This is a genomic window from Clostridium sp. AF28-12, from assembly GCF_003435225.1.
GTDB classification, from domain to species: domain Bacteria; phylum Bacillota; class Clostridia; order Lachnospirales; family Lachnospiraceae; genus Pilosibacter; species Pilosibacter fragilis.
In genome coordinates this window covers 107098-121689 of the sequence record NZ_QWGJ01000005.1, presented here as the reverse complement: position 1 = coordinate 121689, position 14592 = coordinate 107098, and the positions used below count along the sequence as shown (strand labels likewise).

Here is a 14592-nt window from a genome sequence, read left to right as displayed (position 1 = left end):
GAGCATTAGATCTGATGTACAGATGTGGGAGACGTTCCCTACATCGACGGTGTTCTCGCCACAAGATCCAGTGTCACATCCGTAAATCTCTGCTTTAAGAGCGCGCAGATCTCCTTCCGCTGCTCCATAAGCTTCGGGATCATGTCCTCGGTGAGCTGGAGTTTTGCGCACCACGGCGCATCGGCCTTTGGGTCTGCGGCAGCGGGATCCGGGTACACGCGGACGCGGAAATCGCGGAATCCAAGGTCGGAGAGGGATTTCTCCGCCCATTCCACATCCCTTAATACAGAAGCTTCGATGGAAATTCCCGACGGAACTCTCGTCGCAAGACAGGCGTAGGCGGGCTTGTTCCATGTAAATAATCCGGCATTTCGGGAATATTCCCGGAGTGCCGTTTTTGTTATTCCGGAAAGGCGCAGCGGGGACAGTACCTTCATTTCTTTTAAAGCGCGCATGCCCGGGCGGTCACCGGCGTCATCGGAGGCGTTCGTTCCGTCCATGATCTCGGTAAAGCCGTCCTCCTTTGCGGCTTTCAGGATTCCGCCGAATACCTGATTCTTGCAGTAGTAGCAGCGGTCTTTCGGATTGCTCTTTACGACTTTATCCGTCAGCACATCAAAGGGCAGGACCGTCATGTCCGCGTGTAATGATTCAGCGAGAAGCTTCGCGTCATCTAACTCAAATTGCGGCTGGAACGGAGTGGAGACATAGTAAGCATGTACATTTGCTCCGCAGGCCTTTGCGGCATAGAGAAGATAAGAGGAATCCGTTCCGCCGGAAAAAGCAAGAGCGATGGTAGAATGCTCCGCAAAAAATTCCCGGAGTGCGGCCGGAACGCAGTCTATGGAAACGTTGATCGTGTTGTTCATAAGGAATTCTCCGTCCTTTCATATTCTCAAGTTGAACGTCCGTGAGACTTGCCGCGTGATTCTGGTCAGAGAAGCTGACATATTTCTATCAAAATCACTGCGCATCCTCGCGGAGCGTTTATCTTAGCAGTCTCGTACGGGCGGCCATATCTTCATAGTAAAATGGTAGGTTTAATTTACTCATTATAATTCGCAGAGACGTAGAAGTCAAGCTTGTAACCGGGAAGGTGTTACCGTCAGGCGGAATTCCCGATTTTTATAGATTTTCAGTATTTTCATTTCAGTATGTTTGTTATATCATAGATGAATAAAATGGCAAGGAGGATGCAGGCTATGGAAGACAGAGGACTAATCGTGAAGACATCCGCGTATATAGACCGTCACAGGGACGAGATGCTGTCGCTATGGGAAAAGATCGTTTCTATCGAAAGCGGAACCCCGGATAAAGAGGGCGTTGACCGGGTAGGTGCGGTCTTAAAGGATGAACTGGAAAGTGCCGGAGTGGAGACAGCTGTGATCCCGATGGAACGTTTCGGAAACCTCCTGGCAGGTGTATGGAATAAAGAGGCAGCAGGCCAGCCCATCGTCCTGATCGGACACATGGACACGGTATTTGCGAAAGGCACGTTAGAGAAAAATCCGTTCCGCATCGATGAGAACGGAAATGCCCACGGACCGGGAGTTCTGGATATGAAGGCGGGACTTGTGATCGTTGTCTACGTTTTAAAGGCGCTCCATGAGTACGGATATGGGAAACGCCCGATCCGCGTTGTCTTTGCGGGAGATGAGGAGAACGGACACCGTCAGACAAATGCGGAGTCAGAGATCCGGAAACTCTGCGCGGGATGCGCGGCGGCATTCAACTTTGAGACGGGATTTATCGATGACGGACTCGTTGTTGGAAGAAAAGGTTCCTGCCGTGTGACACTCACCGTTCACGGAGTCGCGGCCCACGCTGGAAATGATCCGCAGCGCGGAAGAAACGCGATTTTGGAGATGGCGCATAAGATCATCGAGATCCAGAAGCTTCATGACTTTGAACATGGACTTTTTGTGAATGTAGGTGTGATTCAGGGCGGAACGGTTGCAAACGCAGTGGCTGCGTCCTGTGAGGTTGGAATCGACATCCGCTACGACAGCTTTGAACGCCTTGAGGAAACACTTCAGGCGATCAAAAAGATTGCGGAGACGAGAACTGTCCCGGATACGACGGCAGATGTGACCTGGACGAAGCCGAGCACGGTAATGCCGGTATCGGAGAAAAATCTGGAACTTTTCCGCCATGTCCAGAAGACGGCAGACATGATCGGTTACGGAAAGCTGCAGACAAAGAAAGTTGGCGGCTGGTCCGATTCCTGCCTGGCTGCGGCGGAAGGCGTTCCGGTAGTTTGCGCCATGGGCGTCAAGGGCGCGAACAATCATTCAATGGAGGAGTATGCGGTAGCTGAGACACTGTTTTCCAGAGCGAAACTGGCGTTGGCTTCCATCATTACGTTTTGACAGACATGAAAGAGACAAGAAAAAAATATGACATGCTGACGGACAATCCGGGAAAATCCCTGCTTTTCTTCGTGCTTCCGATGATACTCGGAAATCTTTTTCAGCAGTTTTACAACATCACGGACTCAGTAGTGGTAGGAAAATTCGTCGGGGAACAGGCGTTAGCGGCGGTTGGCGCATCCTATGCGATCACGAACGTCTTTATTGCCATCGCCATCGGCGGCGGAATCGGAAGCTCCGTGGTGATCTCCCAGTTTCTGGGAGCGGGAAAACTCGCGAAGATGAAGACGGCAGTCTACACAACGATGTTCAATTTCCTTGGGATTGCGGCGTTTCTGGCAGCAGTGGGGCTCCTGTTCAACAATCGGATCCTGAATCTCGTCAACGTACCGGAGGATATTTTCTCGGATGCGGCGCTGTATCTGGCGATCTACTTTCTCGGACTGCCGTTCCTGTTCATGTATAACGTTCAGGCATCGATCTTCAACGCACTGGGAGATTCAAAGAAGCCGCTGTACCTTTTGATCTTTTCTTCCCTGTTAAACATCGTGCTGGACATGATCCTCGTGATCATTTTCAAGCAGGGTGTCCGTGGCGTTGCGTTGGCGACATTGATCGCACAGGGAATCTCGGCGGTGATCTCGTTCCTGCTTCTGATGCGCAAGCTAAAGGGGTATCCTGCCGAGGAACCGGTGCGTCTCTACAGCGGAGAGATGGCGGTCTCCATGGTGAAGATCGCCGTTCCGTCCACACTGCAGCAGTCCATCGTCCATATCGGAATCCTGCTGGTCCAGTCTGTGATCAACAGCTTCGGCTCCACGGCGATCGCCGGATACTCCGCGGGAATGCGGATCGAGTCCTTAAGCATCGTGCCAATGCTCGCCATGGGAAATGCCATGTCAACCTTCACAGCCCAGAATATGGGGGCCGGAAAGATCGACCGGGTGAAGGAAGGTTACCGGATGTGCTATGTGATCGTCCTGACGGCGGGTGCGGTGCTCTGCGTGATGTACCAGCTGGCAGGAGGCGCATTCGTGTCCCTGTTCCTTGACAGCGGCAGCAGTGAAGCATATTCGGTGGGACTCAGTTATGTGAAGTTCTTATCGTTTTTCTACTCGTTTATCGGCCTCAAGGCGTCCACGGACGGTCTGCTGCGCGGCGCAGGTGATGTGACGGCATTTACGGTGGCAAACCTCGTGAATCTCGCGATCCGTGTCAGCGTGACGAACCTGTTTGCACCGATTTATGGAATCCAGGTAGCATGGATGGCGGTTCCCCTTGGCTGGGCTGCGAATTATGTGATCTCGTTTGGATGGTATCTGACAGGAAAATGGAAGAAGGTCCGCGTGATAAAGAAGTAAGATATAGATAGGTATACAGTATCAATTACAGAAGAAAGGACAGAAATCATGGAACAGAAAATACTTGCTTACTTAAAAGAACATGAGACGGAGATCTTTGAGGACTTAAAATCTCTGGTCCTGACAGAGGCCAGCACTTCAGATATTGAGGCTCTGGCAAAGGTGCGGGAAAAGCTGGTCATGCTGATCAAGGAGCGCACAGGAGAGGACTGCTTTGTCTACGAGGCGGAGAACGGACACTGTCCGGTGCGGTTCCAGTATGGAAAGGGTACGGAGAAGATCCTGTTTATCGGTCATTATGACACCGTACATCTCATCGGTGCGCTGAAGTATTATACAGAAGGAAATGGGCTCCACGGGCCGGGTGTTTATGACATGAAAGGCGGACTTATTTCCGCGATCTGGACTGTAAAGGCATATAAGGATCTTGGGATCGATCCGGGAAAGAGGCTGGAATTCATCTTTAACGGTGACGAGGAGACCGGAAGTGCTGAGTCTACCGATATCATTTGTGAGCTTGCGAAGGACGCGAAGGCGGCGCTTGTCTGCGAGCCGTGTACAGCGAACGGAGATTTAAAGACAGGAAGAAAAGGTCTTGTCCGCTTTACCGTAAGGATCCACGGAAAGGCATCCCATGCGGGAAATGCCCATAAAGAGGGGATCAACGCCATCGAGGAGCTGGCGCATGAGATCCTTGCGATCCAGAAACTGACAGATTACGAGGCTGGAACTACCGTCAATGTGGGCGTTTGCAGTGGCGGTACAAAACCGAACGTTGTCCCGGCCGAGGCAGAGATCGAGATCGACTGCCGCGTAAAGACAGCCGCCGAGGGAGACAGGGTCCGCAAGGCGATCAACGAGATCAGGACGACGGTTCCGGGAACCACAAGGGAAGTCATCGAACGTGACAGCAAGATGCCGATGGAGGAGACGGAGGCGAACATGGCGCTCTTCGAGAAGGCGAAGATCTGCGGCGAGAAGGTCGGGCTTAAGTTTTCCCATCAGTTTGTGGGCGGCGGCAGCGATGGAAACGAGGTATCTGCTATGGGTATCCCGACCCTTGACGGTCTCGGCGCAGCCGGTGACGGGGCCCACTCCGCAAACGAGTACATCCTGATCGACCAGTATATTCCGAGGATCGCGATGCTGGCTTCGTTTGTGCTGACGATCTGAGAGATTTCAATATATAAGATATAAACAGAGAGCGTATTGCCTAAAAAAGGTGGTACGCTCTCTGTTTATAAGAAGCTATTTAGTTTTTGATCGGAAACGTGATCTGCGCCTTAAACAGGTCGCCATCGATGATCAGCTCGAACTTTCCGCCCTGAAGAGTTGTCAGGTCTTTCGCGATGGAAAGTCCAAGTCCGCTTCCCTCCGTGGTTCGGGAAACGTCACCGCGGACGAATCGCTCGGTGAGCTCATCCGGGCTGATGTTTAACGGGTTTGCGGACACATTCTTGATCGTGAACACAACGTCGGCGCCATGGTCTTCGATCGTGACGTAGACGCGGGTTCCCTCTAACGCGTACTTGAAAGCGTTATTATAGAGGTTTTCAAGGACACGCCATAGCCTTCGTCCGTCTGCCTCGATCATGATGACCTCGTTCGGAAGTGTGTTGACGATCTCCAGATGGCGGATCGCGTATTTTTCCTCAAATTCTCCGGTCGTCTGCTGGACAAGTTCCACGAAATCGATATTTGTGATCTCCAGCTTGATATTTCCGGAGCTTGCGCGGGAAGCTTCCACAAGATCCTCGGTCAGTGTCTTTAACCTCTGGGATTTCTGATCCAGAACCTCCAGATATTTCTGAACCGTCGGGTCTTCAATGTGCTGGCGCTTGATGAGATCCACATAGTTGATGATGGAGGTCAACGGTGTCTTGATATCGTGGGACACGTTCGTGATCAGGTCGGCCTTCAGGCGTTCGCTCTTTACCTGTTCGGCAAGAGCTGTCTCCAGACCGTCACTGATACGGTTCAGTCCTTCGGCGAGTTCCGCCTCCAGACTCGAGAAATCATTGACATCCACCTTGTAGCTCGTCTCCCCGGAGGCGAGTTTTTCGATGGCGGCATGGATCTTGTCAGTCTGGTCCGCATTCCGGTAGATAAAGTAGAATACCAGAAGGTTTCCGGCGATCCAGGCGATCATCACGAAGATGAACGGCATGAACTGGAAAACGGAATTTTCATGATGGAAGATCATGAATGCCCCCACGGTGATCATGAATACGTTGTATGCAAGATACAGCACAAAGCCTATTGTGATCCGGTAGCGGAACGTGCTCTCGGAGAGTGTTTCTGTAAGATCATGTAGAAAGCTGTTCTTCCAGAGTGTCTCCGCCTTGTATCTGCGGATCAGGCTGAAGAAGGTCAGGATGACGCAGAAATACAGGTATCCGAAGGCCACCAGCAGGTTCGCGCGGTCCCAGTAATCTGATGTCACTACCAGGTGCAGGAGCTTTGATGTCACCGGCGCCATGATGTGGATGCAGAGGTAGGACACGAATGCCATCAGGAGCAGCATGAAATCCGTTTTTGTCCGGTCAAACGGGTAAAGCGTGATGGTCCGGTCAGAGATCGACGCATGTCCGGACAGGAACAGAAGGAACGCGAAGGTCACGAGGGAACCGGCAAGTCCCGCGATCGTAATATAAAGTCCGTTGGAGAAATTCACGCGGGACTTATTATAGGCGGTATATGCCTGAGCATAGTCATCGTTCGCCTTATAGGATGTGTCGAGACCGATGACCACATAGTAGCTGTTGCCGTTGTACGGGTTATTTTTCGACATCAGCGCCGGGATACTCGGAAAGTTGGATTCGAAGTTCGTCCGGACCGCAAGGTCGTTGGAGTCTCCGGAATAGTAGATATATCTTCCCATGGCCATAATGTCATCGTTGGACATCTCCGGCGCGTTGGTATGGATCTCATAGATCGCATTATTTTTTGAGTAGTACGCCACGCGGAAATAGAGATTCGTAAAGTCGCTCATGAGTCTCGAATAGATCGAGTAGTAGGAAGAGAAACGCCTTAAGATCTCATATATCAGATCCGGCATCGTCGAGAAAGACTGATCCGGGCTCGTTAAGTCTTCCTCAGACTGGTAGCAGCGGTAGCGGACATAGACCTGTTCCTGATCTTCCTCGGAGAGCGTCTCCGGACCGCCCTTTAACGCGTAATTGTCGGACTCGTCCATGTAGTAGCCCAGGGATTTTCCGTACTGGATAATATCGTCCAGAGTATAGGATTTCTCACCGCCAGGTCCCGTGGTGACTTCCAGAACGATCTTGGAGTAGTCGACCTCGCCGTTGGATTCAAAAATATCCTGATACTGGACATAATCAAAGATATTTGTGATATCCGCCTGAACCTTTTTGCTGAAATCCGGGGACTGTTCGAAGGTCTCCGTTTTGATCCAGTCCAGACCGCGCCCGTAGTTGCTGTTTAAATACATGAACCCGATCCCCACGAGTGTCACGCAGGCAAAGAGAAAGTGAAGGAAGCCGACGAGACGCTTGAAGAATGAGTTTGTCTTTTTTTCTGCCATCTGGACTCTCCTTACTGTTTCTCGATCTTATAGCCGACGCCCCAGACTACCTTTAAGTAGCGGGGTTCTTTCGGGTTGATCTCGATCTTCTCGCGGATGTGGCGGATGTGGACCGCAACGGTATTATCCGCGCCAATTGCGTCTTCATTCCAGATTTTTTCATAAATTTGATCAATAGAGAAAACTTTCCCCGCGTTCTTTACGAGAAGAAGCAGGATGTTGTATTCGATCGGTGTCAGCTTGATCGGCTCTCCGTCGACGGTAACTTCCTTGTTCTCATCGTTGATCATCAGTCCACCGCACTTGTAGACCTGGGAGCTGCCCTGCTGGTTCAAATTGCCGAGCTGGGTGTAGCGGCGGAGCTGGGATTTCACGCGGGCTACGAGTTCTAATGGGTTAAACGGCTTTGTAATGTAGTCGTCAGCGCCGATGTTTAACCCTAAGATCTTATCGGTATCCTCGGATTTCGCGGAGAGGATGATGATCGGGATACTGCTGGTTTCGCGGACCTTAAGTGTGGTGCGGATCCCGTCGAGACCCGGCATCATGACATCCACGATCATTAAGTTTACTTCATTCTTCTCCAGAAGCTCCAGCGCTTCGTAGCCGTCGTAGGCCTTAATTACATTGAAACCTTCGCCGGTCAGATAAATATTGATCGCTTCTACGATCTGTTTGTCGTCATCGCAGACGAGAATGGTTGGCATAATCGATTCCTCCTCATATCAAACATAATAAAAGATGAAAAATCGTAACTGACCATGTTTCCAGTTACGAAAAAATCAAATCAAAGAAAAAATACATCATAATCCAGTATAGCATAAAAATGACGCAAAAACATAAGGAACGTTCTTAAATTTTTATGTAGAGATGTAAAGGAGTGTTACAGTACACGGATACTCCATGCCCGCGCACTGTAACAGGATTTTGCCGATGCTTCGCATTCCGAATCGGCAAAATCCGCGGCCATAACGGTATCATACGGAATTTTCAGTTCAGAAAAGCTTTTGATACAACGCGGCGATTTGATGCAGTGACATAGGTAAAAAAATACGAACGTAAAAATTTGTGTATAATGTTGTGAAATAGAAGAATAAATAATTGCACAAGAGGTTAAAACAATAAAAAAATATATAAAACTTTGTGAGAATTGTACAAAATATATATTTTAATGTGAAATGGTTGATAATAATTGTGCAATGTGCTATGATTGAATTAACTTAAAAAAGAAGCCGTGATAGGAGAGCAAAATGTAATCAGCTAACGATTAGCTGTTGCTTGGTGCGCTCCTTTTCTTTTTGAGAAATGGAGAAAAGTTTAGTGAAACATTATTTTTATCAGGCACTGGAAGAAAACCCGATCATCGCAGCGATCAAAAACATGGATGATCTGGAGCTTTGCTGTTCGCTGGAAGAGATCCGCGTGGTATTTGTCCTGTTCGGCGATATCTGTACGATCCGGACGATCGTAAAACGTTTAAAGGACGCCGGGAAGATCGTGATCGTGCATGTAGACCTGATCGTGGGTTTAAGCAGCAAGGAGATCGTGGTGGACTTCATTAAAATGTCGACAGAGGCAGATGGGATCATTAGTACAAAGGTCCCACTGATCAGAAGGGGAAATGAACTGAATTTCATAACGGTCCAGAGGTGCTTTTTACTGGATTCCATGGCGTATGAAAATTTAAGACAGCAGCAGCATCAGGTGAAGCCGGATTATATCGAGGTTCTTCCGGGAATCATGCCGCAGGTCATCTCAAAGATGTGTAAGGTGTCGAAAGCGCCGATCATCGCGGGTGGACTGATCTCCGAGAAAGAATCCGTTATGAGCGCCCTCTCAGCGGGAGCGATGGCAGTTTCATCTACGAATCATGAAGTCTGGAAGCTGTGAATAGAATGATAACACAAGCTGTTTCAATGCCGGGAAAAGGGCAGTTGAGATAAAGCATGGGAAAAACTATATTGAAGGAGGAATTGGTATGGCAAAGTATGTAATGGCACTCGACGCGGGGACAACCAGCAACAGGTGTATCCTGTTCAACGAAAAAGGTGAGATGTGCAGTGTAGCGCAGAGAGAGTTTACCCAGTACTTCCCGAAGCCGGGCTGGGTAGAGCACGATGCAGACGAGATCTGGGCAAGTATGCTGGGGGTTGCTGTAGAGGCAATGAATATGATCGGTGCCACCGCGTCGGATATCGCGGCCATCGGTATCACGAACCAGCGTGAAACAACGATCGTCTGGGATAAGAATACCGGAGAGCCGATCCATCACGCGATCGTCTGGCAGTGCCGCAGAACATCGGAATACTGCGACACCTTAAAGGAAAAAGGCCTGACTGACAAGTTCAGGGAGAAAACGGGTCTCGTGATTGATGCGTACTTCTCAGGAACAAAGGTAAAATGGCTGCTTGACAATGTGCCGGGCGCAAGGGAAAGAGCAGAGAAGGGCGAGCTGTTATTCGGTACAGTCGAGACATGGCTGATCTGGAAACTCACAAAGGGAGCGGTCCATGTTACAGACTACTCCAACGCGTCCCGTACAATGCTCTTCAATATCAATACTTTGCAGTGGGACGATGAGATCTTAGCGGAACTCGATATCCCGAAGTGCATTCTCCCGGAGCCGAAGCCGTCAAGCTGCATTTACGGTGAGACAGACCCGTCTTACCTCGGCGGACCGATCCCGATCGCAGGTGCTGCCGGCGACCAGCAGTCCGCACTGTTCGGACAGACCTGCTTTACTCCTGGTGAGGCAAAGAATACATACGGAACAGGCTGCTTCATGCTGATGAACACAGGTGAAAAGCCGATCTTCTCGAAGAATGGCCTTGTCACAACGATCGCATGGGGATTAGACGGCAAAGTCAATTACGCTCTCGAAGGTTCCATCTTCGTTGCAGGCGCTGCGATTCAGTGGCTCCGAGATGAACTGAGGATCATCGACTCCGCACCGGATTCCGAGTACATGGCAAAGAAAGTAAAAGATACGAACGGCTGCTATGTTGTACCGGCATTCACAGGTCTCGGAGCTCCGCACTGGGATCAGTACGCGCGCGGAACGATCGTAGGAATCACCCGTGGTGTCAATAAGTACCACATTATCCGTGCGACTCTGGAATCTCTCGCATACCAGGTAAATGACGTTCTGGAAGCGATGAAGGCAGATTCCGGTATCGAGCTTGCGGCTCTTAAGGTTGACGGCGGCGCAAGTGCCAACGACTTCTTAATGCAGACACAGGCCGATATCATCAACGCACCGGTGAACCGTCCGCAGTGTGTAGAGACAACCGCTATGGGTGCCGCTTATCTTGCAGGTCTCGCAGTTGGTTACTGGAGCAGCAAGGAAGACGTTATCAAGAACTGGGCGATCGATAAGACCTTTGAGCCGAAGATCGAGGCTGCTGAGAGAGAGAAAAGGATCAAGGGATGGAATAAGGCTGTGAAATACGCTTACGGCTGGGCAAAAGAAGATTAAACCAGATATTAAATGAGGAAAAGGTTTTGGGTAAGACGTGCGGCTTGTAAAAAATGGACTTGAATGGGAATCATTACCCGAAGTTGCGGGAACAAATCAGAAAGTTTTGAAAAAGCAGAAAACTGTCTCCGGCTTTTGAGGGGAACGAAAGCCGGAGATGCCTAAAACAACAAAAAGGGGGATTTTCTATGCTGCCTTATATTGCAGAGTTTCTTGGAACCATGATGCTTATCATCCTCGGTGATGGTGTTGTTGCAAACGTAAACCTCAACAAGTCCGGAATGAAAGGTGCAGGAGCTGTCCAGATCACACTGGCATGGGGCCTTGCGGTTCTGGTACCGGCATTTATCTTCGGAGAAGCTTCCGGCGCGTCCTTCAACCCGGCGCTCACGATCGCACTGGCAGTAGAGGGAAGCTTCGCATGGTCTATGGTGCCCGGATATGTGATCGCACAGCTGGCAGGTGCATTTGTCGGCGCATCGATCGTTTACCTGCTCTTCAAGGGACAGTTTGACGCTACAGAAGATCCGGGAACAAAGCTTGGCGTATTCTGTACAGGTCCATCGATCCCGAACACTGGATTAAACATTTTAAGCGAAGCAGTCGGTACATTTATCCTCGTTTTCGCGATCAAAGGTATCGGCAATGTAACAGGACTTTCCACAGGTGTTGATAAACTCTTCGTATTCGGAATCATCGTTTCCGTAGGTATGTCCCTCGGCGGACTTACCGGTTATGCGATCAACCCGGCAAGAGACTTAGGACCTCGTCTTGCACATGCAGTCCTTCCGATCAAGGACAAAGGCGATTCCAACTTCTCTTACGGTCTCGTAGTTCCGATCGTTGGACCGATCATCGGCGCAATCGTGGCGGTTCTCCTTTATGGAGCGATCCCGTGGTAGGATAAAATAACAGAGGGCTGTGCCCGGTGCAGTACAGCTTGACAATCAGATAATTATGGCATGAGATGAGAGAGCCTGACAGGATAACCGCATAAGGGTATGCGTTTACTTGGCGGGCTCTTTTTTCTCAAGGACGGATGCCGCCGGCTCCCCAAGGTTGTGGGATATGGCGGAAAACTTCTAAAAGAGACAGGATGTAAAGGAGTGAACGGTAAATGTATGATGTGATCATAATCGGAGCAGGCGTAGCCGGATCGGCATCTGCGAGGGAATTGTCGCGGTATCAGGCAAAGATCTGTGTGCTGGAGAAAGAAGAGGACGTGTGCTGTGGCACTTCCAAGGCAAACAGCGCCATCGTCCATGCGGGCTATGACGCGGCGGAAGGTTCCCTGATGGCGAAACTCAATGTGCGCGGAAACGAGATGATGGAACAGATGTCGAAAGACCTGGATTTCCCATTCAAAAGAAATGGTTCGCTGGTAGTATGTCTGCATAAGGACGAGATGTCAGGTCTCGAAACTCTCTATAAAAGGGGAATTGCAAATGGAGTACCGGATCTTCGGATCTTAAACAGGGAAGAACTCCGGGCGATGGAGCCGAATATTTCCGATGAGGCATGTGCAGCTCTCTACGCACCCACGGGCGGAATCGTATGTCCGTTTAACTTAAATATAGCCATGGCGGAGAATGCCAACGCGAACGGCGTGGAATTCTATTTTGATACGGAGGTCACCGACTTAAGACCGGTGGAAGACGGCTGGGAGATCCGGACAAGCAAGGGCACGTATAAGACGCGGTATGTCGTGAACGCGGCGGGTGTCTACGCAGACAAATTCCACAACATGGTAAGCAAAAAGAAGATCCATATCACCCCAAGACGTGGAGATTACTGTCTGCTCGATAAAACTGCCGGAAATCATGTGAGCCATACGGTGTTTGCTCTTCCCGGAAAATACGGAAAAGGCGTTCTTGTGACTCCGACGGTCCACGGAAATCTGTTGGTGGGACCGACAGCAATCGATATTGAGAATAAAGAGGGAACCAATACTACGAGAGAGGGCTTAAATGAAGTTATCACAAAGGCAGAGATGAATGTGAAGAACATTCCGATGCGTCAGGTGATCACTTCCTTCGCCGGACTCCGTGCCCATGAGGACGGACATGAATTCCTGATCGGTGAGCTGGAGGACGCGAAAGGCTTTATCGACTGTGCAGGAATCGAGTCTCCGGGCCTGACAAGCTCCCCTGCGATCGGCGAGATGGTGGCGGATATCCTGAAAGAGAAGATGGATCTCAAGAAAAAAGAGAACTTCATCGCGACGAGAAAAGGTGTTCTGAATCCGAATACTTTAAGTAAGGAAGAACGAATCCAGTTAATTAAGGAAAAACCAGAGTACGGAAATATTATCTGCCGATGCGAGATGATCACGGAAGGCGAGATCATCGATGCGATCCGAAGACCTTTAGGTGCAAAATCCTTAGACGGAGTAAAACGCAGAACGAGAGCCGGAATGGGGCGTTGCCAGGCAGGATTCTGTTCCCCGAGAACTATGGAGATCCTTGCGAGAGAATGCCATAAGAGCATGTTTGAGATCACAAAATCCGGCGGAAACTCGCAGATCGTCAAGGGAATCAATAAGGATTCGTTATAAAAGGGAGGCGTCAGAGCATGAAATCGTATGATATTGTGATCATCGGAGGCGGACCGGCGGGTCTTGCCGCTGCAGTTTCCGCGAAAAAAAACGGAATCGAGAGTATTCTGATCCTGGAACGTGACAGGGAGTTAGGCGGAATTTTAAACCAGTGCATTCATAACGGCTTTGGACTCCACACCTTCAAGGAAGAACTCACGGGTCCGGAGTACGCGGGACGGTTTATTAAACAGGCAGAAGAATTAAATATCGAGTATAAACTGAACACTATGGTTATGGATATCAGTGAGGAGAAGATCGTGACGGCCATGAACCGGGAGGAAGGTCTCTTTGAGATCCGGGCGAAGGCAGTGATCCTCGCAATGGGATGCAGAGAGCGGTCGAGAGGCGCTTTAAATATTCCCGGATATCGACCGGCGGGAATCTTCTCTGCAGGTACGGCCCAGAGACTTGTAAACATTGAGGGATATATGCCGGGACGCGAAGTCGTGATCTTAGGTTCCGGAGATATTGGACTCATCATGGCGAGACGTATGACACTTGAAGGCGCGGAAGTCAAGGTCGTTGCGGAATTGATGCCTTATTCCGGCGGATTAAAGAGAAATATCGTCCAGTGTCTCGATGATTATGGAATCCCGTTAAAGTTGAGCCACACCGTTGTGGACATCAAGGGAAAAGAGAGACTGGAAGGAATTACACTGGCCCAGGTAGACGGAAAAGGAAAGCCGATTCCCGGAACGGAAGAGGAATACAGCTGTGATACGCTGCTTCTCTCCGTCGGACTGATCCCGGAGAATGAGATATCCAGAGGAATGGGCGTGGACATGAACCCGGTGACATCCGGACCGAAGGTCAATGAGAGTCTTGAAACAAATATTGAAGGTGTTTTCGCCTGCGGAAATGTACTTCATGTCCACGATCTCGTGGATTTTGTATCTGAGGAAGCTGCGATCGCCGGAAAGAACGCGGCGGCCTACGTGAAACAGGGCGAGAACCGTCCGTCCGGCGGACATGAGATCGTCCTAAATCCGATCGAAGGCGTGCGATACACAGTTCCGGGAACCATCGATCCGGCGAGAATGGATGAGGAGCTGACCGTCCGTTTCCGCGTGGGCGGTGTTTATAAGAACTGCTATGTGAGCGCGTATTTCGGTGACGAGCGTGTGATCCACAGAAAACGTCCGGTCGTGGCACCGGGGGAGATGGAGGAACTGAAACTCAAAAAGGCAGACCTTTTGAAATATCCGGATCTTGAGATGATCACGGTCAAAATCGAGGAGGCATAG

11 protein-coding genes are annotated in these 14592 nt (G+C 50.2%); 8 read left to right on the top strand and 3 right to left on the bottom strand.

What is annotated here, in order from left to right; all coding sequences use genetic code 11:
• Positions 1-38 precede the first annotated feature (38 nt).
• Entirely contained in the window at positions 39-869 is an 831-nt protein-coding gene (gene larE, locus DWY93_RS06410; RefSeq protein WP_117471185.1) for an ATP-dependent sacrificial sulfur transferase LarE, read from the bottom strand.
• A gap of 333 nt (positions 870-1202) precedes the next feature.
• Between larE and DWY93_RS06405 the strand changes: the two genes are divergently transcribed.
• Genes DWY93_RS06405 through DWY93_RS06395 form a run of 3 tightly spaced genes read left to right on the top strand, consistent with a single transcriptional unit; the run spans position 1203 to position 4903 of the window.
• A complete protein-coding gene (locus tag DWY93_RS06405; protein ID WP_117471186.1) occupies positions 1203-2369 on the top strand; it encodes a M20 family metallopeptidase in 1167 nt (388 codons plus the stop codon).
• A gap of 5 nt (positions 2370-2374) precedes the next feature.
• Complete coding sequence (locus DWY93_RS06400) at positions 2375-3730, top strand: MATE family efflux transporter (RefSeq protein ID WP_117471200.1); 1356 nt, start codon at positions 2375-2377, stop codon at positions 3728-3730.
• Between the two features lie 48 nt (positions 3731-3778).
• The gene (locus DWY93_RS06395; RefSeq protein ID WP_117471187.1) at positions 3779-4903 is read left to right on the top strand and encodes a M20 family metallopeptidase; all 1125 of its coding nucleotides are present in this window, start codon (positions 3779-3781) and stop codon (positions 4901-4903) included.
• 79 nt (positions 4904-4982) lie between these two features.
• On the opposite strand, the gene DWY93_RS06390 is transcribed toward DWY93_RS06395, so the two are convergent.
• Positions 4983-7277, bottom strand: coding sequence for a HAMP domain-containing sensor histidine kinase (locus DWY93_RS06390; RefSeq protein WP_117471188.1), 2295 nt, complete (start codon positions 7275-7277; stop codon positions 4983-4985).
• Between the two features lie 11 nt (positions 7278-7288).
• On the bottom strand, positions 7289-7984 hold the full coding sequence (locus DWY93_RS06385; protein WP_015552872.1) for a response regulator transcription factor: 696 nt from the start codon (positions 7982-7984) through the stop codon (positions 7289-7291).
• Positions 7985-8597: 613 nt separating this feature from the next.
• On the opposite strand from DWY93_RS06385, the gene DWY93_RS06380 reads away from it, so the two are divergent.
• From DWY93_RS06380 to DWY93_RS06360, 5 genes are all read left to right on the top strand, one after another.
• The gene (locus DWY93_RS06380) at positions 8598-9167 is read left to right on the top strand and encodes a glycerol-3-phosphate responsive antiterminator (protein WP_117471189.1); all 570 of its coding nucleotides are present in this window, start codon (positions 8598-8600) and stop codon (positions 9165-9167) included.
• A gap of 88 nt (positions 9168-9255) precedes the next feature.
• The gene (glpK, locus tag DWY93_RS06375; RefSeq protein ID WP_015552873.1) at positions 9256-10752 is read left to right on the top strand and encodes a glycerol kinase GlpK; all 1497 of its coding nucleotides are present in this window, start codon (positions 9256-9258) and stop codon (positions 10750-10752) included.
• A gap of 188 nt (positions 10753-10940) precedes the next feature.
• On the top strand, positions 10941-11654 hold the full coding sequence (locus DWY93_RS06370; RefSeq protein WP_015552874.1) for an MIP/aquaporin family protein: 714 nt from the start codon (positions 10941-10943) through the stop codon (positions 11652-11654).
• A 215-nt stretch (positions 11655-11869) separates the two neighbouring features.
• Positions 11870-13306 carry an NAD(P)/FAD-dependent oxidoreductase gene (locus DWY93_RS06365; RefSeq protein WP_117471190.1) on the top strand — a complete coding sequence of 479 codons (1437 nt, stop codon included), beginning with the start codon at positions 11870-11872 and terminating at the stop codon, positions 13304-13306.
• 17 nt (positions 13307-13323) lie between these two features.
• On the top strand, positions 13324-14592 hold the full coding sequence (locus DWY93_RS06360) for an FAD-dependent oxidoreductase (RefSeq protein WP_117472020.1): 1269 nt from the start codon (positions 13324-13326) through the stop codon (positions 14590-14592).